This is a genomic window from Phreatobacter aquaticus (genome assembly GCF_005160265.1).
GTDB classification, from domain to species: domain Bacteria; phylum Pseudomonadota; class Alphaproteobacteria; order Rhizobiales; family Phreatobacteraceae; genus Phreatobacter; species Phreatobacter aquaticus.
The window spans coordinates 3,390,189-3,408,061 of sequence record NZ_CP039865.1; the positions used below are offsets into that span (position 1 = coordinate 3,390,189).

A 17,873-nucleotide genomic window follows, 5' to 3' on the forward strand; every position below is an offset into this window, starting at 1 on the left:
GCTGCGTCGTTTGTGACGGCTGTAGCCGGCGGCTAGAATGAGCACGCTTTCAGGTCAGCGACCGAGTCGGCAGGGTGAACACATGACGGCTCCGGTTCCCAGGCTCTATCATGCGGCGCCCTCCTATTACTCGATGATCGCCCGGTTGGCACTGATCGAGGCGGGAGTGCCCTTCGAGCCGGTCAGGCTCGACATCCACCGCAGGAAGCAGCAGCTCGACCCGGACTATGTCCGCATCAATCCCGACATGACCGTGCCGGCCCTGGCCTGGCCTGGCCGGATCCTGGCCGACAGCCGCCTGATTCTGGCGGAGGCCTTTGCCAGCCTGCCCGCGAGTGCGGAGAGTGAAGCCTGGGTCGACAAGCACTACGCGTTCCCCATCGAGGAGCTGACGATGGGCCGCCTGATGGCGACCAATCCGCTGGCCCGGCGCTTCTTCCCACGCACTCTGGTGTCGATCCATGCCCGCCTGCTGACGCTGGCCGAGGCCCATCCCGATCTGGCGGAGCGTTACCGCCATCGGGCCGAGCGCTTCGCCGAACGCATCGAGACCTTCGATCCATCGGCGGTGGTGGGTCTGTTTGCGCACCGTCTGGCCGAGGCCGAGAGCCTCCTCGATCAGCTTGACGCTGCGTTGGCCGACGGCAGGTCTTTCCTTGACGGCCAAGCCTATGGTCCTGCGGATGTGGTCTGGACAGTTTTCCTCGCCCGCATGCGGTTCGTTGGCCGGGCAGAGGCTGTCACGCGGCGTCCCTCGCTTGCGCGTTACGAGGCGGCGATGTCCGCTCGGCCGAGCCATCACGCCGCTGACCTGTGGACGAAGCTTCATCCGCTTCGCATGTTGAGGCAGTTGTTCGGCTGAGCCCTGGCCGCAATGGTTGGCCTGTGCTCGTCACGTCCCTACTTGAAGGCTCGGACAAGACGTCATGACCAAGGCACTTCTCGTCTTCCTCGGCTCCGGCATTGGCGGCACGCTGCGCTATGGCGTCAACATCTGGGCACCGAAGGTGTTCGGCCTGTATCTTCCGGCGTCCACCTTCATCGTCAATGTCGTGGGCGGGTTTCTCATGGGCGTGATTGTCGGCTGGCTCGCCTTCAAGGCCCATGTGCCGTGGTCGCAGGACGTCCGCTTGTTCCTCACCACCGGCATTCTCGGCGGCTTCACCACGTTCTCGGCCTTTTCTTTGGATAGCGTCTTGCTCATTGAGCGGGGTGACTATGCAACCGCAGGGCTCTATGTGGTGGCCTCTGTGGTTCTGTCGATCGCGGCGCTCGCGCTCGGCCTCGCCCTGATGAGGAGTTTGTCATGAAGGGCAAGGGCGGAAGGCCTCCCGGTTCCGGTCGTTCGGGCCCGTCGGGCAAGAGCGGATTGCGGTCCGGGCCCCCAAGGTCCGGCGCGTCACGGTCAGGCGCGCCGCGCAACGGCGGGCCGGCCAAGCGCGGTCCGGCCGGCGCCAAGGGCGAGCCACGGTTCCGCCGCGATGAGGATCGTCCGGCTCCGCGTTTCCGTCGGGATGACGACAGGCCAGCGCCGCGCTTTCGCCGCGACGATGATCGCCCGGCCTCGCGCTCCCGCGAGGAGGAGGTTCGCCTGCCGCCGCGCACCAGGGGCGCCCGGCCGACGGAAGCCGAACTGCGCAGCTTTGATGGCTCGCCGCGCCGCTCCCGCGATTCCGAATGGGATGTGCGCGAGCCCGAGTGGTCGCCCGAGCAGGACCTGGACATCAGCGCGCTCGAAGAGCCGCGCGAGCCCCGGGAACCACGCGAGCCGAGACCGCCGCGCGAACCGCGCCGTCGTGACGACGACCGTTCGCGCTCTGCCCGTCCAGCCAGCCGCGGCCGGGAAGACGCAGCCGAGCCGCGGCGCCCCGCTGCTCCGACCGGCCCGACCAAGGCCGAGCTGAAGGCTGCTGCGACCGAGACGCTGCAGACCGGCGTCCAGACGCTCACCGTCACCGATGACGAGGACGACATGCGCGTCGACCGCTTCCTCGCGGCGCGTTTTCCCCAGCTCTCGTTCAGCTACATCCAGCGCATCGTCCGCAAGGGCGAATTGCGCGTTAACGGCAAGCGGGTCGAGACCAAGGACCGGCTCGAACCCGGCCAGGCCGTGCGCGTGCCGCCGCTCAAGATCGAGGCCCAGCGCCCGATGAGCGCCAAGGTCGGCGAGGACGTAAAGGGCTTTCTGGCCTCCATCACGCTTTACGAGGACCAGGACGTGCTTGTGCTCTGCAAGCCGGCGGGATTGTCGGTGCAGGGTGGATCCGGCACCAAGAAGCATCTGGACGGCATGCTGGCCGTGCTGACCGACGAGGAGGGCCAGCGGCCGCGTCTCGTCCACCGGCTCGACAAGGACACGTCTGGCTGCATCCTGATTGCCAAGAACCGCTTCACCGCAGCAGCGCTCGCCAAGACCTTCCGCACGCGTTCGGCGCGCAAGATCTACTGGGCTGTCGTCGCCGGCGTTCCGAAGCCCCGGCAGGGGCGCGTTTCCACCTTCCTCGCCAAGGAAGAGCGCGAGGACGAGAGCTTCATGCGCATCGCCAAGCATGGCGAGAAGGGCGCAAGCCATGCGGTGAGCTATTATGCCGTCATCGAGACCATGGCGCAGAAGCTCGCCTGGCTGTCGTTCAAGCCGGTGACCGGCCGAACCCATCAACTGCGCGTCCACGCAGCCGAGATCGGTCACCCGATTCTCGGGGATCCCAAATATTTCCAGATCGAGAACTGGGAAATTCCTGGCGGCCTGCAGGACAAGCTGCACCTGCACGCCCGCCGCCTCGTCGTGCCGCACCCCCGCGGAAAGGGCACGATCGATGTGTCGGCTCCGCTGCCGCCCCATATGGAACAGACTTTCAATCTGATGGGCTGGGACGTGACGCGCTACGATCCGATCGTCGAGGCGCCCGAGGAATAAGACGACGGGCGGGCGAGGGGGCCTCACCATGACGATGAATGCCGCGATCTACCTGACCGCCGCCATTCTCGGCGTGATTGTCTGGCTGATCATCGTGGTCACTCGCCGGGTCATTCGCACCGTGCCCGGCGGCGGCCGTGACGCCAAGGCCATGGCCGAGCTGGTTGCCGAGCTTAAGCGGGGCAACGACCTAAGCGAGCGGCGGATCGCCGAACTCGCCGTGCGGGTCGAGGCGCTCGAGAAGCGCCTCGGCTGAACTGAACGCTCGGTTCACCCGCCATTCAACGGCAACACGCGAAGCATCTTCTCCCGTTCGCGTCATCCAGAGAGGAGATATTCCATGAAGCGTCTGATCCAGGCTTTCGCCATCACCGTGCTGGCCGCCGTGCCGGCCCTCGCTCAGCCGATGCCCGGCGCGCCCATGACCGATGGCCAGGCCGCCCGCATGCAGTGCCGCCAGGAGGCCGCGTCGCGCGGCATCGTTGGCCCCGAGCGCCGGCTTGCCGTCCGCCAGTGCATGCAGACCCGTTTTCCTCAACTGGCCGGCAATCCCGAGCTGCGCGCCGAGCGGCAGAACTGCCGCCAGGATGCGCGTGCCCGTGGCGCCCGTGGACCGGAAGTGCGCGCAGCTGTTCTCGACTGCCTCCAGGCCCGCCGGCCTGATCTCGCCCGCATCGTCCAGTGCCGCCAGACGGTCCGGGCCCAGGGCCTGATGCCGCGCACGCCGGAGTTCCGCCAGGCCATCCAGGCTTGCCGCCGGGGAGCCTGATGACGCTCCAGCTTGACAGCAGGATGCCAGTGGTTGAAGCGCTCCGGGCACCCCCCCGGAGCGTTTTGACGTGAAGCTCGTGATCTTCGACTGCGACGGCACGCTGGTCGACAGCCAGCACATCATCGTCGCGGCCATGAACAAGGCCTTTGAAGGCCTCAATCGCGAACCCCCGCCGCGTACGGCGACGCTCGGCATTGTCGGCCTGTCGCTGACCGAAGCGCTGGAGGCCCTGACCGCGCCGGACGATCCCGATGTGCCGGTGCTTGTCGAGGGGTACAAGAACGCGTTTCACGACTTGCGCGCCGGCGGCCTGGTGACCGAGCCGCTCTATGACGGCGCCCGCGAGGTGGTTGAGGCACTGGCGGCGAGCGGCGACGTCATCCTTGGCATCGCAACTGGCAAGTCACAGCGCGGTGTTCGGCTGGTGCTCGGCCATCACGGAATCTACGACCATTTCTCGACCATTCAGACCGCGGACGATGCCCCCTCCAAGCCGCATCCCGGCATGATCGAGCAGGCGATGGCGGCAGTGGGCATCGGGTCGGCCGACACGGTGATGATTGGCGATACGACCTTCGACATGCAGATGGCAGAGGCTGCCGGCGTCGCCGCGATCGGTGTCGCCTGGGGTTATCATCCCGTCGAGGCCCTGCACGCCACGCGCGCCCGCATTGTGCTCGACCAGTTCGCGCAATTGCCTGCGACCCTCGACCACCTGTGGCGCTGATCCGGCCTGGATGCTAAGGCCAGCGCCATGAGCAAATCTGTGTTCGACGACTGGTTCGCCAAGGGCCTGGACCCCGCAGGCTACGATCCCGTGGCAGCCGCCAGTCTCGCCATGAAGCCGCAATTGCCCAAGCGGTTCTACGAGGTGGCGAGCTATGCCGAGACCGATGGCGCCTTCGCGCTGACGCTGGATGGCCGCAAGGCCAAGACGCCCGGCCGCAAGCTCGTCGCCATGCCGTCTGCGGCGCTGGCCGAGGCAGTTGCCGCTGAATGGCAGGCCCAGGTCACTCATATCAACCCGGCCACCATGCCGCTCACCCGCATTGTCAATGCGATCATCGAGGGCGTGACCGAGGTGCCGGAAGCGGTTGCCGAGGAGATCGTCAAATATGCTGGGTCCGATCTGCTCTGCTACCGCGCCGACCGCCCGCAGAGCCTGGTCGAGCGGCAGGCCGCAGCCTGGGATCCGGTCCTGACATTCCTGCGCGAAACTATCGGCGCGCGCTTCTTCCTGTCCGAGGGCATCGTCTTTGTCGAACAGCCGGAACCCTCGATCGCTGCGGTCCGGGCCGCGCTTCCGCGAGACGCGTGGCGCATCGGCGCGATGAGCGTCATCACCACGCTGACCGGCTCCGCCCTGCTGGCGATCGCCGTCCAGCGCGGTTTCATGTCAGCAGATGCCGCTTTCGATGCGGCCCATGTCGACGACGATTTCCAGCGCGACACCTGGGGGCACGACGATGAGGCTGCCGCACGTCGTGCCGTCCGCCACGCCGAAATGACGGCTGCGGCAAAGGTCCTGTCGTCCTTGTGACATGGGTTGGAAACTCGCAGGCCTCATCTCGCCTTGATCGGCAGCTAAGAGCGGCCTGAGGGAGACCTTGCGATGAAGGTGACGCTCGATCTGGCACGTTTGGTCGAGGATGGCCGGCTGACACCCGAGGAGGCGGCACGCCTCAAGGGGCTCGCTGCCGAAAGCACAGGCTCGCTCGCCATCAACATTCTGGTCGGCTTTGGCGTGGTCGCCGTGGCCTGCGGCATTCTCGGCCTGTTCCCGGTGCCAAGCGTTGCCAGCGTCATCGGCAGCATGGTTGGCATGGTCGGCCTTGGCATGATCCTGACAGGGCAGCGGAACTGGGCCGTCTTCGCCAATATCTGCCTGTTGTCGGGCGCCCTGATCCTTGCCGGCGGCATCATTGCGCTGACCAAGGGTTCACCTTTGACATTCTTCGGCATCACGCTGCTGTTTTCCGCGACAGCGATCCTGGCGCGTAGCGGATTGCTGATGGCGCTTGCGGTCATCGCCTTGTCCGCCGCTCTTGGCGCGTCGACCACCTATTGGCACGCCACCTATTCGCTGGGCATCCAGCAGCCGTTCCTGACCGTCCTGCTGTTTTCGGCCCTGGCTCTGGGGCTCTATCACCTGTCGAAGCGCCTGAAAGCGGATATGGAGCGTCTGGCGATCATTGCGGCGCGAACGGCCCTGCTGCTGATCAATTTCGGCTTTTGGATCGGCTCGCTCTGGGGCGACCGCCTGCGCTTCCTTGGGCCGGATGCCGGCTTCGGCATTCCGGCCTGGATTTTCTCCATCCTCTGGGTCGTCGCCATCGTCGGCGCCGGAAGCTGGGCCGCGCGCGCCAATCGGCCGTGGGTGCTCAATCTCGCCGCTGTCTTCGGCGCGATCCATTTCTATACCCAATGGTTCGAGAAACTCGGCGCGACACCGCTCAGCGTCCTCGTCGCGGGCGTGGCCACGCTCGGTGCGGCTATCGCGCTGTGGAAGTACAATCAGGGCAAGACTATTCCGGCGTGAAACCGGCTGTCCTAGCGGCCAAGCAGAGCTCCAAGGAGACCGATCGCGACGGCAATGCCGGCGAAGATGGGGCCTGCGCCCGAACGGAACAGGTGGATGATGGCCGCCGAGCCAAGGCACATGCCGAGTGCGATGCCCGCAATGATCAGGGAATGAAAGCTGCTGGCGCGCTGAGCAAGCGACAACAGATAGGTACCCGTGAACAGGAATGGGGCAAGGATCAGCAGTGCGCGGACCACGCGCCAGTTGATCTCGGGATCGTCCCATTTCTCGTGCATGGCTCATGACAACACTGCCTTGCCATCCTGTCGAGAGCTTGCCGAGGCATCGGCGGGCACCGATTGCCGTGTGCCGGCTATCCCCCTTCAGTCTCATTGGTTGGCGCGCAACTTGCGTGCTAACGAAACGGCCTGTGGTCTTGAGGGGCGGGGAGCGATCCCTGGCAATGGCATGAAGGACGTCCTGGACAAGCTCGAAGAGCGCCGTGGCGAGGCCCGTCTCGGCGGCGGCCAGCGTCGGATCGATGCCCAGCATGCGCGCGGCAAGCTGACCGCGCGCGAGCGCATCGAATTGCTGCTCGATCGCGGCTCCTTCGAAGAGTTCGACATGTTCGTCCAGCACCGCTGTGCCGATTTCGGCATGGAGAGCCAGCACATTCCCGGCGACGGCGTGGTCACCGGCTGGGGCACGGTCAACGGCCGCACGGTTTTCGTCTTCTCCAAGGACTTCACCGTGTTCGGTGGATCGCTGTCTGGCGCCCATGCCGCCAAGATCACCAAGATCCAGGACATGGCCCTGAAGGCCCGCGCGCCGATCATCGGCCTGTTTGACGCCGGTGGTGCGCGAATCCAGGAAGGTGTTGATGCGCTAGGCGGTTACGGCGAAGTCTTCAAGCGCAATGTTACCGCTTCTGGCGTCATTCCGCAGATTTCGCTGATCATGGGCCCCTGCGCCGGCGGCGACGTCTACTCGCCCGCCATGACCGATTTCATCTTCATGGTGAAAGACACGAGCTACATGTTCGTGACCGGTCCGGACGTGGTCAAGACCGTCACCAACGAGGTCGTGACCTCGGAGGAACTGGGAGGAGCATCCGTTCACGCGGTGAAGTCGTCGGTCGCCGACGGCGCCTATGAGAACGACCTCGAGGCGCTCCTGCAGATGCGCCGTCTGATCGACTTCCTGCCGGCGAACAACCTCGACGGTGTGCCGGAACTGCCGAGTTTCGACACGCTCGATCGCATCGACATGTCGCTCGACACGCTGGTGCCGGACAATCCGAACAAGCCCTATGACATCAAGGAACTGATCCTCAAGACGGTCGACGAGGGCGACTTCTTCGAGATCCAGGCGAAATTCGCCGGCAATATCGTCACCGGCTTTGCCCGTATCGAGGGCCGCTCGGTCGGCATCGTTGCCAATCAGCCCATGGTGCTGGCAGGCGTGCTGGACTCCGATGCCAGCCGTAAGGCCGCCCGTTTCGTCCGCTTCTGCGACGCCTTCTCGATCCCGATCGTCACCTTCGTCGACGTGCCGGGCTTCCTGCCCGGAACCGCGCAGGAATATGGCGGCCTGATCAAGCACGGCGCCAAGCTCCTGTTCGCCTATTCCCAGTGCACCGTGCCGCTGGTGACCATCATCACCCGCAAGGCCTTTGGCGGCGCCTATGACGTTATGGCGTCGAAGCATATTGGCGGCGACATCAACTATGCCTGGCCCTCGGCGCAGATCGCGGTCATGGGCGCCAAGGGTGCGGTCGAGATCATCTTCCGTGCCGATATCGGCGATGCCGACAAGATCGCGGCGCGCACCAAGGAATATGAGGAGCGCTTCCTGTCGCCGTTTGTTGCGGCCGAGCGCGGCTATATCGACGAGGTCATCATGCCGCACTCCACCCGGCGCCGGGTGGCTCGGGCGCTTGGGTTGCTCCGCCACAAGGCCAGCGAGACACCCTGGAAGAAGCACGACAATATTCCGCTGTGAAATAGCGGCGCCTCGACAGTTCTGCCGCAAGCATCAGCCGTGCGATTGGCGCGCTTGCGCCTGATCCTCGTCAAAGACACCGTCGTTCCGGGCCGTCACTGTTGTGCGGTTCAATCCGGAACGGAGGTTCCCCCATGTCCATCAAGACAATCTATCTCGCTTTGATCGCTGGCGATGGCGCGCGCCCACAGGGTGCGATCGACTACGCGCTGTCGCTTGCCGCCGAAAACAGCGCCCATCTGTCGATTGTCGTCGGCGCGATCAAGGTGCCCGTCGTGGTCTATTCCGGCGTGGCCGAGGTCCAGGCCATCGTCACGGACGAGAACAACAACCGCTCACGCGAGGGCGAGGCCCTGGCCGCCGGCATCGCCAAGGGCGCCGAGATGAACGGCGTTTCGTGTTCGGTGCAGGTCCTGACCGATTCGATTGATCCCCTGTTCACCCGCATCGCCCAGCGCGCCCGCCTGCACGATCTCGCGATCTGCGGCCGGCCGCGGGCCGAGGATGTCTGGTCGACCGAACTTGCCGAAACACTGCTCCTGTCCAGCGGTCGACCGGTCATCGTTGTGCCGGATGGCTTTGCCGCCGACCGCGCCTCGCGCACCATTGTCGCCGCATGGGATGGAACGGCGGTCGCCGCCCGCGCCGTGGGCGAGGCCATGCCGCTCATCGAGCGGGCAGGCGTGGTCGAAGTGGTCACCGTGCTCGGCGACAAGAGCGCCGTCGACATCGTGCCGGGCGCGGAGCTCGCACCCATGCTCGCCCATCACGGCGTCAAGGTCACTCTGGTGGACCTGCCGGCGAACCGCGATGTTGGCCAGGCGATCTCGAACCATGCGCAGCTGAGCCGGGCACAGATGATCGTCATGGGCGGCTATGCCCATTCCAGGCTTCGCCAGATGGTGCTGGGCGGCACGACGCGAACGCTGCTGCAGACGACGCCGATCCCGCTGTTCATGGCGCATTGAGCGCCCTGCGGAAGGCCCTCAGGTCTTCCGGCGCTTGCGGGTGAGAATTTCCGCCGAGACCTGGGCAATGCCCGGCGCCTCGGCGGCACTCAAGGCCTTGGCCTGTCGCTCGACAGTCTTCCAGACCCTCAGGATATTGCCAGAGGCGATCTTGCCGATCGCCGCATCCGACCAGCCACGCCGGACCAGTTCGGCGATCAGGTGGGGAAAACGTGACGTGTCATTGAGGTCCGGTGGGTTCGGACCACCATAGAAATCCGAGCCGATGCCGATATGGTCCGGCCCGGTCCGGTCGACGATATAGGCGATATGGTCGCAAAGCTCGCTGATCGAGCCACGAGGCCAGGGGCCTTCGGCACGCGCCTTCTCGGTGACCGCCGCATCGATGTCGATCCCGGGCATGGTCTTGCCGAAGCGCTGGAACGGGCTGACCCATTGGTGGCTCTTCCGCGAGATGAAATTCGGCACGAAGGTCGCCATGACCATGCCGCCATTGCCTTTGACCCGGGCGAGCACGTCGTCTGTGACATTGCGCGGGTGGTCGCAGAGCGAGAAGGCGTTGGAATGCGACCAGAGAAGCGGTGCTCTCGCCGCATCGATCGCCGCATGCTGCGCCTTGGGCGAGGCATGGGCGAGATCGACCATGATGCCAAGCCGATTGCACTCGGCAATGACGGCCCGTCCGAATCGGGTCATCCCGTCGTGGCGCGGCGCATCGGTCGCCGAATCGATCCAGTCCAGCGTCTCGTTGTGGCAGAGCGTCAGGATGCGGATGCCTGCGGCGTACCAGACCCGCAGCGGTGACAGCGACCCTTCGAGCCCGACGGCGCTCTCCACAGACAGAACCGAGGCGATCTTGCCGAGACGCTTCGCCTTCGCAACGTCGCTTGCCCGTCGCGCTGGATGGAACACGTCGGCATGGACGCTCTCGATGTCGAGACCGATGGCAATCTGCTCCAGCGTGAAGCGGGCAGGGCGCGGCACCGAGGTCGGGACGAAGGCGGCGAACACCTGGGCCGCCACCAGGCCGTCCCTCAGGCGGGGAATGTCGGTGTCGCTTTCCTGGTGCACGCGGTCGAGGCCATAGGCCTTCACATCGCCATTGGCCTCGTCGCGGCGAATGACGAAGGGCAAGTCGTTGTGGCCATCAAACAGCGGAAACCGCGCCAGAAGTTCGCGGGCCTTGGTCAGAGCCTTGTCGTCACGTGCCATGCTGGATGCCTGCCCGATTCCGCTGGAAGCCAGGCTGCAGGATGTCACGCCGTCAGGGATGCGACCATTGCGTTTTCGATCGTGACCACCCGGCCTCTTTCGATGGCAAGCGCGAGCTTGCCGTGCTTCAGCGCCAGAGCCTTCTCGCCGAACAGCTCGCGCCGCCAGCCCTTGAGGGCGCCGATATCGGCCTCGTCATCCTCGGCGATGCGGTCGAGGTCATCCGATGTCGCAACCACCTTGGCGGCTACGTGGTGTTTCTCGGCCACCATCTTGAGAAGCACCTTGAGCAGTTCGACCGTTGCGGACTGCGCCTGGCTCGGCGGCCGGTGCTTGTCGATCGCGGGAAGTGTCTTGGGGTCGAGCGCAAGGCCGCGAACCGCGGCCTCCACCACAGAGATGCCGTCGCGCGAGCGCTCCCAGCCCTTCGGGATCGAGCGCATGGCGCCCAGCGCCTCGACGGTCTTCGGCCCGGTCATCGCGATGTCGATGAGGCTGTCGTCCTTGAGCACGCGCGAGCGCGGCACGTTGCGCATCTGCGCCTCGCGTTCGCGCCAGGCCGCGACTTCCATGAGGACAGCGAGTTCGCGCGGCTTGCGCACGCGGGTGCGGAACCGCTCCCACGCCCGCTCAGGCTCCTGCCGGTAGGTCTCGGGCGAGGTCAGCACGCGCATTTCCTCGGCGACCCAGTCGCTGCGGCCGCGCTTCTCGAGTTCGCCGGTCAGTTTCAGATAGACATCGCGCAGATGGGTGACATCGGCGATCGCATAGATGATCTGCGCCTCGCTTAAGGGCCGCTTCGACCAGTCGGTGAAGCGGCTCGTCTTGTCGAGCTGCGTGCCGTTGGTGCGTTGGACCAGCTGGTCGTAGGAGATCGAATCGCCATAGCCGAGCACCATCGCGGCCACCTGACTGTCGAACAGCGGGGCCGGAATGCGCTTCGACAGGTGCCAGATGATCTCCACGTCCTGGCGCGCGGCATGGAACACCTTGACGATCCCGGGATCGACCATCAGGTCGAAAAATGGCGCAAGATCCATGTCGGGCGCCAGCGCATCAATCGCCACGGCCTCGTCGGGGCTGGCGAGCTGGATGACGCAGAGCTTCGGCCAGAACGTTGTTTCGCGCAGGAACTCGGTATCGACCGTCACGAACGGGTGCTTGGCAAGTCGCGCGCAGATGGCCGCGAGTTCAGACGAGGAGGTGATCAGCATCATCGCCTACATACAGGAGTCGCACAGGCTTTGCGAAGCATCTCAAGAGACAGAGAGCTGCGCTTCGATGAGGGAGATGATGCGCGTGTCTGTCGGGCGTACGCGGGCAGGGAAAGCGCCGACGATCCGGCCCGAACGGCCGATCAGGAACTTGTGGAAATTCCAGGTGGGGATATCGGCCGGGCGTTCGGATGCCGCCCAGCGATAGAACGGATGGGCGTTGGCGCCCCGTACGACCTGCTTGGCGGCCAGCGGGAAGGTCACGCCGAAGGTTCCCTGGCAAAATTCGACGATCTCCTTGTTGGAGCCGCGCTCCTGGGCGAAGTCGTCGGAGGGTATGCCGATCACCACCAGGCCGCGTGACCCAAAGCGCTCGTGAAGCGCCTGAAGGTCGGCATATTGCGGTGTGAACCCGCAGGACGACGCGGTGTTGACGACGAGCAGCACCTTGCCGGCGTGGTCGGCGAGGTTGAGCTTGCCACCCTCGATGCCATCGAATGCGAAGCGGAACGCTGCTCCCGGCAGCATTGTCGCGTTCTGGGCCAGGGCCGTGGCGGGCATGAATCCGCCAAGACCTGCGAGCAGCTTGCGTCGGTCGATTGCCATGACACTCCTCCGCGAACCTGTCCAATATACGCCATTGCGGCTGACTTGGATGCACGATCTGCAGCAACCGGGACCTGCTGTGAGGGGACTTCTTGTCTCCGGGGCCGTGTCGAGGCCCATGTCCGCTCCTGGCCGGCCGGCCGTCACCCTAGCGTCACACTTGCCGCCGAGAGATCAGTGCACTCGCAGCCAGGGACCGGTCATGGATTATTTTCGGCGCTTCACCTTCCTCTTCGCCACGCCCTCCTTCGAGGCCGAGGATCTCGAAGGCATCCGGTTCAACCAGATCGTCAGCGAGATCGAGCGCTCGGGCTTCGAGGTGGTCAAGGCGCGCAAGCTGGAAGATGCCGAGATAGCCGTTCAGACCGATGCGGCCATCGGCTGCATGGTGGTCGACTGGGGCAAGAAGGGCCTGGAGGGCAAGACGGCCTCGCTGATCAACCTGATGCGCCGCCGAGGCCTCGACTTCCCGATCATCCTGCTGATCCGGCGCAAGCGCTTCGAGGATCTGCCGGTCGAGGTCCTCGATTTCATCGACGGCTATGTCTTCCTGTCCGAGGAGACGCCGGCCTTCATCGCCAAGAATCTGATCAGCCGGCTCAAGCAATATGCCGAGACCTTGAAGACCCCGTTCTTCGGCGCCCTTGTCGATTATGCGGAGGAGGGCAACCAGCTCTGGACCTGCCCCGGGCACAATGGCGGCGTGTTCTACAGCCGCAGCCCGATCGGCCGGGTGTTCATGGAACATCTCGGCGAGGCGGTGTTTCGCGACGATCTCGACAATTCCGTGCTCGATCTCGGCGACCTCCTGACCCATGAGGGGCCAGCCCTGCAGGCGCAGATGGAAGCCGCCAAGATCTTCGGCGCCGAGAAGACCTATTTCGTGCTGAATGGCACGTCGAGCTCGAACAAGGTGGTGCTGGGCGCGCTTGTCACCGACGGCGACCTTGTCCTGTTCGACCGCAACAACCACAAGGCCGCCCTTCATGGCGCGCTGATGATCTCCGGCGGCATCCCCGTCTATGTCCCGACCACCCGCAATGCCTGGGGCCTCATCGGTCCGATGGATCATGCGGCCTTTGACGAGACGGCCTTGCGCGAGCGCATCCGCACCAATCCGCTCGTCAAGGATACTGAGGCCTGGCGTCGCCCCCGGCCGTTCCGCGTCGCGGTGATCGAGCAATGCACTTATGACGGCACGATCCACAATGCCGAGATGATCCTGAAGCAGATCGGGCACCTCTGCGACTACATCCTGTTCGACGAGGCCTGGGCCGGCTTCATGAAGTTCCACCCGCTCTATGCCGGCCGCTTCGCCATGGGCCTGACCGAGCTCGGGGCCGATGCGCCGGGCATCATCGCCACGCAGTCGAGCCACAAGCAGCTCGCGAGCTTCTCGCAATCCTCGCAGATCCACGTGAAGGACCGGCACATTCGCGGCCAGAAGCGGCGCGTCGAGCACAGGCGCTTCAACGAGAGCTTCATGCAGCACGCCTCGACATCGCCGTTCTACCCGCTCTTCGCCTCCCTCGATGTCGGCGCGCAGATGATGAAGGGGCGTTCGGGCGAAGTGCTCTGGGACGATACGATCCGGCTCGGCATCGAGCTGCGCAAGAAGATCCGCGCGGTGCGCCGCGAATTCGAGGAAAAGGAGCTGAGGCCGGAACGCCGATGGTTCTTCGAGCCCTTCGTGCCGGATCGGGTGCGCATTCCCGATGTCTCGCGCGATGGTGCGGTCCATGACGTTGCCTGGGAAACGGTGAGCACGGACCTGCTGGCCACTGACCCGTCCTATTGGCAATTGGCGCCTGGCGCTGCCTGGCACGGCTATACTGGCATGGCCGATGGCTATGCCATGACCGATCCGAACAAGCTGACGCTGCTGACGCCGGGCTTCGACCGGGCGCTCGGCACTTATACCGAACACGGCATTCCGGCCCCGATCGTGGCCCAATATCTGCGTGAGAACCGGATCGTCCCGGAGAAGAACGATCTCAACTCCCTGCTGTTCCTGCTGACCCCCGGCGTCGAGGCCTCCAAGGCCGGAACGCTGGTCAGCGGCCTCGTCGCGTTCAAGAGACTGCATGACGACAATGCCCTGCTGGAGGAAGCCATCCCGGAATTCTTCCGGCGGCGGCCTCAGCGCTATGCCGGTGTGCGGCTGCGCGACCTGTGCGGCGACATGCACCGCTTCTTCCGTGACGCCGATGTGAGCGGGCTGCAGAAGCGCCAGTTCCTGGCCGACCACCTGCCGGAGGTCGCCATGTCGCCTCATGACGCGGCGCGCAGCCTTGTGCGCAACGATGTCGACTTCCTGCCGATCGATGCCATTGCCGGCCGGGTCGCCACCACACCCTTCGTGGTCTACCCGCCGGGCATCGCCACGATCGTGCCGGGCGAGCGCCTGACGGCGCGGGCACAGCCGATGATTGATTACCTCAGGATGTTCGAGACCTGTTTCAACACATTCCCGGGCTTCGAGGTCGAGATCCAGGGTGTCTATCGCCAGGTGGAGCCTTCGGGTCGCATCCGGCTCTACACCTATGTGATCGCTGAGTAATGGCCATCGAACAGGTTGCCGGCACCATGCAGAAAGAGCCCACCATCAGCATCCGCCCGACCCGCGACACCGACGTCGAGGCGATGCTGTCGATCTACCGCCACCACATCCGCCGCGGCGTCGAAGACGATGTCGAGGATGCCGACACGCCCCAGCCGGACGATTTCGCCGACCGGCGCAAGAACCTGCGCAACCGCCGCTATCCCCACATCGTCGCGACAATCGACGGCCAGGTCGTGGGCTATGCCTATGTCGTGCTGTTCCGGAAGCGCCCGGCCTATCGCTACACCGTGAAGCACTCGATCTATGTGCATCACGCCCATCTCGGCCAGGGCGTGGGGCGTCAATTGCTCAAGGAACTGATCGATTCCTGTGCTGCCGCCGGCTTCCGTCAGATGATCGGCTATATCGATGGCGACAATGCCGCCTCGCTTGGGTTGCACGCGAAGTTCGGCTTCGAGCGCGTCGGCCACCTTCCGGGAGTAGCCTATCGCTATGGCCGCTGGTCCGACAGCGTCATGGTGCAGCGCTCGCTGGGGGCGGGTATCACCGCCCCACCGCCGCCAATGCCTTTGTCGCGCCGGTAAGGCGCCTGAAGCTTAGCCCTTGGCCTTGGCTTCCGCCGCCTCATCCGCCAGGAACTTCTCCAGCCAGTGGATGTCGTAGCGGCCGGCGGCGATTTCGGGATTGCGCACGAGATCGCGGAACAGCGGCAGGGTGGTCTCGATGCCGTCGACCACGAACTCGTCGAGAGCCCGCTTCAGCCGTGCCAGGCATTCCGGCCGGTTGCGGCCATGCACGATGAGCTTGCCCACGAGGGAATCGTAGTGCGGCGGGATCGTGTAGCCCTGGTAGGCATGGCTGTCGACGCGCACGCCCAAGCCGCCGGGCACGTGGAACAGGTTGAGCTTGCCGGGCGAGGGCCGGAAGGTCTTCGGGTTCTCGGCATTGACCCGGCACTCGATCGCATGGCCCTGGATGACGATGTCGTCCTGGGTCACCGACAGCTTCTGGCCCGATGCGATCTTGATCTGCTCGTTCACCAGGTCGATGCCGGTGATCATCTCGGTCACCGGATGCTCCACCTGGATACGGGTGTTCATCTCGATGAAATAGAACTCGCCGTCCTCGTAGAGGAACTCGATCGTGCCCGCACCGATATAGCCGAGATCGGCCATGGCCTTGGCGCAGACGCCGCCGATGCGGGCGCGCTGTTCCTCGGTGATGATGGGCGAGGGGCCTTCCTCCCAGACCTTCTGGTGACGGCGCTGCAGCGAGCAGTCGCGCTCGCCGAGATGGATGGCATTGCCCTGGCCGTCGCCGAGAATCTGGATCTCAATATGGCGGGGATGGCCGAGATATTTCTCGATATAGACGGCGTCGTCGCCGAAGGCGGCCTTGGCCTCGGTCTTGGCGGTCTGCAGCGCGACGTCGAGTTCGTCCGCCGTGCGCGCGACCTTCATGCCACGGCCACCGCCGCCGGCTGCCGCCTTGATGATCACCGGGAAGCCGATCTCCTTGGCGATCTTGCGGGCATCCTCGTCATTGTCGACGCCGCCCTCCGAGCCCGGAACGGTCGGAATGCCCAAGCGCTTGGCCGTGCGCTTGGCCTCGATCTTGTCGCCCATCACCCGGATATGCTCGGCCTTGGGGCCGATGAAGGTGATGCCGTGGCTCTCCAGGATCTCGGCGAAGCGAGCATTCTCGGAGAGAAACCCATAGCCCGGATGGACCGCGTCGGCGCCGGTGATCTCGCAGGCGGCGAGCAGCTGCGGCACGTTGAGATAGCTGTCGCGGGCAGCCGGCGGGCCGATGCAGACGCTCTCGTCAGCGAGCTTCACATGCATGGCCTCGGCATCGGCGGTCGAGTGGACCGCAACCGTCGCGATGTCGAGCTCCTTGCAGGCCCGCAGCACGCGCAGCGCGATTTCACCCCGATTGGCGATCAGCACCTTGTGGAACATCGGGCGGGTGCTCATTCGATGATCAGCAGCGGTTCGCCATATTCCACCGGTCGCCCGTCCTCGAACAGGATGCGGGTGATGGTGCCGGCGCGCGGCGCAACGATGTCGTTGAAGGTCTTCATCGCCTCGATGAGGCAGAGCCGATCGCCCTCCTTCACCTGCATGCCGAGCTCGATCAGCGGGCGGGCATCGGGCGAGGGGCGGCGATAGGCGGTGCCGACCATCGGCGAGGTCACAACGCCGGGATGCTTGCGCGGGTCGTCGACCGCGGCGGCGGGCACTGCGGCGGCAACCGGTGCGGCAGCGGCCGCAACAGGGGCGGGGGCTGCGGCAGGTGCCTGGACCACGGCCTGCACGGTCACCTGCCGGGCAACCCGGATCTTCAGGTTGTCATGGGCGATCTCGATCTCGGTCAGATCGGTATCGGTCAGCACCTGCGCGAGTTCGCGGATCAGTGCGGGATCGATGGGGGATTTGCCTTTGAGCATTTTGCCCTCTTTGACCTTCGGCGAATGTTGCATCACGCCTTGGGAGCCGACGCGGCGAGCGCGGCAATGGCGAGCGCGTAACCCTGGGGACCAAGCCCGACGATCACACCGCGCGCGATGGGAGACAGAAAGGAGTGGTGACGGAACGCCTCGCGGGCATGCACATTGGTGATGTGCACCTCGATCAGCGACACGCCGGTGCCGCGCACCGCATCCGCGATGGCGAGCGACGTGTGGGTATAGGCGCCGGCATTGAGCACCACGCCGGCGAGCTTGCCGGCTTTTTGAAGCTTGCCGGCCTCATGGATCCAGTCGACCAGCACGCCTTCGTGGTTCGACTGGCGGCAATCCGCCGTCAGGCCGAATTTCGCAGCCTCGGCCACGCAGAGCGCGTCGACATCGGCCAGCGTCGTCGATCCGTAGATCGCCGGTTCGCGAGTCCCGAGAAGATTGAGATTGGGTCCGTTGAGAACGAAGATGGTGCTCATGCGCCCGTTGGTCGCTTGCCGCTGAGCCGCACCGGGCGCACTGGCGCCAAGGCGGACTCATGCCAAAACCCGGCGATCAAGGGCCGCCAAGGCGCGCCCTTATAGGCTCGACCGCGCCGGATGGGAAGCCGGTAGCGTCGCAAGCCGGATATGGCCGCGCCG

General features: G+C 65.1%; 19 protein-coding genes. 12 read left to right on the forward strand and 7 right to left on the reverse strand.

Annotated elements, in window-relative coordinates; all coding sequences use genetic code 11:
* Positions 1–82: 82 nt before the first annotated feature.
* The 8 genes from E8L99_RS15980 to E8L99_RS16015 all read left to right on the forward strand — a co-directional run bounded on the left by E8L99_RS15980 (position 83) and on the right by E8L99_RS16015 (position 6,228).
* Positions 83–862 (forward strand): glutathione S-transferase family protein, encoded by a 780-nt coding sequence (locus E8L99_RS15980; RefSeq protein WP_168201698.1) that lies wholly within the window; start codon positions 83–85, stop codon positions 860–862.
* Positions 863–926: 64 nt separating this feature from the next.
* Positions 927–1,310, forward strand: coding sequence for a fluoride efflux transporter CrcB (crcB, locus tag E8L99_RS15985; RefSeq protein ID WP_137100481.1), 384 nt, complete (start codon positions 927–929; stop codon positions 1,308–1,310).
* Complete coding sequence (locus E8L99_RS15990) at positions 1,307–2,917, forward strand: RluA family pseudouridine synthase (protein WP_137100482.1); 1,611 nt, start codon at positions 1,307–1,309, stop codon at positions 2,915–2,917. The genes crcB and E8L99_RS15990 overlap by 4 nt, the downstream gene beginning before the upstream one ends.
* 28 nt (positions 2,918–2,945) lie before the next feature.
* Positions 2,946–3,173, forward strand: coding sequence for a hypothetical protein (locus E8L99_RS15995; RefSeq protein ID WP_137100483.1), 228 nt, complete (start codon positions 2,946–2,948; stop codon positions 3,171–3,173).
* An 84-nt stretch (positions 3,174–3,257) separates the two neighbouring features.
* Entirely contained in the window at positions 3,258–3,686 is a 429-nt protein-coding gene (locus tag E8L99_RS16000; RefSeq protein ID WP_137100484.1) for a hypothetical protein, read from the forward strand.
* A gap of 70 nt (positions 3,687–3,756) precedes the next feature.
* Positions 3,757–4,416 (forward strand): HAD-IA family hydrolase, encoded by a 660-nt coding sequence (locus E8L99_RS16005; protein ID WP_137100485.1) that lies wholly within the window; start codon positions 3,757–3,759, stop codon positions 4,414–4,416.
* Positions 4,417–4,443: 27 nt separating this feature from the next.
* Entirely contained in the window at positions 4,444–5,229 is a 786-nt protein-coding gene (locus E8L99_RS16010) for an ATP12 family chaperone protein (protein ID WP_137100486.1), read from the forward strand.
* 72 nt (positions 5,230–5,301) lie between these two features.
* The gene (locus E8L99_RS16015; RefSeq protein WP_137100487.1) at positions 5,302–6,228 is read left to right on the forward strand and encodes a hypothetical protein; all 927 of its coding nucleotides are present in this window, start codon (positions 5,302–5,304) and stop codon (positions 6,226–6,228) included.
* 11 nt (positions 6,229–6,239) lie between these two features.
* Here the strand turns inward: E8L99_RS16015 and E8L99_RS16020 are convergent, their stop codons facing one another.
* Positions 6,240–6,506 carry a hypothetical protein gene (locus E8L99_RS16020; RefSeq protein ID WP_137100488.1) on the reverse strand — a complete coding sequence of 89 codons (267 nt, stop codon included), beginning with the start codon at positions 6,504–6,506 and terminating at the stop codon, positions 6,240–6,242.
* Between the two features lie 172 nt (positions 6,507–6,678).
* Between E8L99_RS16020 and E8L99_RS16025 the strand changes: the two genes are divergently transcribed.
* Both E8L99_RS16025 and E8L99_RS16030 read left to right on the forward strand, forming a co-directional pair.
* Positions 6,679–8,211 (forward strand): acyl-CoA carboxylase subunit beta, encoded by a 1,533-nt coding sequence (locus E8L99_RS16025; protein ID WP_137100489.1) that lies wholly within the window; start codon positions 6,679–6,681, stop codon positions 8,209–8,211.
* Positions 8,212–8,345: 134 nt separating this feature from the next.
* A complete protein-coding gene (locus tag E8L99_RS16030; protein WP_137100490.1) occupies positions 8,346–9,179 on the forward strand; it encodes a universal stress protein in 834 nt (277 codons plus the stop codon).
* Between the two features lie 18 nt (positions 9,180–9,197).
* Here E8L99_RS16030 and E8L99_RS16035 read toward each other — a convergent pair whose 3' ends face one another.
* Genes E8L99_RS16035 through E8L99_RS16045 form a run of 3 tightly spaced genes read right to left on the reverse strand, consistent with a single transcriptional unit; the run spans position 9,198 to position 12,211 of the window.
* Complete coding sequence (locus E8L99_RS16035; RefSeq protein WP_137100491.1) at positions 9,198–10,391, reverse strand: dipeptidase; 1,194 nt, start codon at positions 10,389–10,391, stop codon at positions 9,198–9,200.
* A gap of 44 nt (positions 10,392–10,435) precedes the next feature.
* Positions 10,436–11,608 carry a ribonuclease D gene (gene rnd, locus E8L99_RS16040; RefSeq protein WP_137100492.1) on the reverse strand — a complete coding sequence of 391 codons (1,173 nt, stop codon included), beginning with the start codon at positions 11,606–11,608 and terminating at the stop codon, positions 10,436–10,438.
* A gap of 39 nt (positions 11,609–11,647) precedes the next feature.
* A complete protein-coding gene (locus tag E8L99_RS16045) occupies positions 11,648–12,211 on the reverse strand; it encodes a glutathione peroxidase (RefSeq protein WP_137100493.1) in 564 nt (187 codons plus the stop codon).
* Positions 12,212–12,413: 202 nt separating this feature from the next.
* On the opposite strand from E8L99_RS16045, the gene E8L99_RS16050 reads away from it, so the two are divergent.
* Both E8L99_RS16050 and E8L99_RS16055 read left to right on the forward strand, forming a co-directional pair.
* Positions 12,414–14,771 carry an Orn/Lys/Arg family decarboxylase gene (locus E8L99_RS16050; RefSeq protein ID WP_137100494.1) on the forward strand — a complete coding sequence of 786 codons (2,358 nt, stop codon included), beginning with the start codon at positions 12,414–12,416 and terminating at the stop codon, positions 14,769–14,771.
* A 26-nt stretch (positions 14,772–14,797) separates the two neighbouring features.
* Positions 14,798–15,358, forward strand: coding sequence for a GNAT family N-acetyltransferase (locus E8L99_RS16055; protein ID WP_137102149.1), 561 nt, complete (start codon positions 14,798–14,800; stop codon positions 15,356–15,358).
* Positions 15,359–15,370: 12 nt separating this feature from the next.
* Here the strand turns inward: E8L99_RS16055 and accC are convergent, their stop codons facing one another.
* The 3 genes from accC to aroQ are packed head-to-tail and all read right to left on the reverse strand — an operon-like array spanning position 15,371 to position 17,711.
* Positions 15,371–16,735 (reverse strand): acetyl-CoA carboxylase biotin carboxylase subunit, encoded by a 1,365-nt coding sequence (gene accC, locus E8L99_RS16060; RefSeq protein WP_137102150.1) that lies wholly within the window; start codon positions 16,733–16,735, stop codon positions 15,371–15,373.
* An 11-nt stretch (positions 16,736–16,746) separates the two neighbouring features.
* Positions 16,747–17,223: an acetyl-CoA carboxylase biotin carboxyl carrier protein gene (accB, locus tag E8L99_RS16065; protein ID WP_137100495.1), complete on the reverse strand. Its 477-nt coding sequence runs from the start codon at positions 17,221–17,223 to the stop codon at positions 16,747–16,749.
* Between the two features lie 32 nt (positions 17,224–17,255).
* Positions 17,256–17,711: a type II 3-dehydroquinate dehydratase gene (gene aroQ, locus E8L99_RS16070; RefSeq protein ID WP_137100496.1), complete on the reverse strand. Its 456-nt coding sequence runs from the start codon at positions 17,709–17,711 to the stop codon at positions 17,256–17,258.
* Positions 17,712–17,873: the final 162 nt, after the last annotated feature.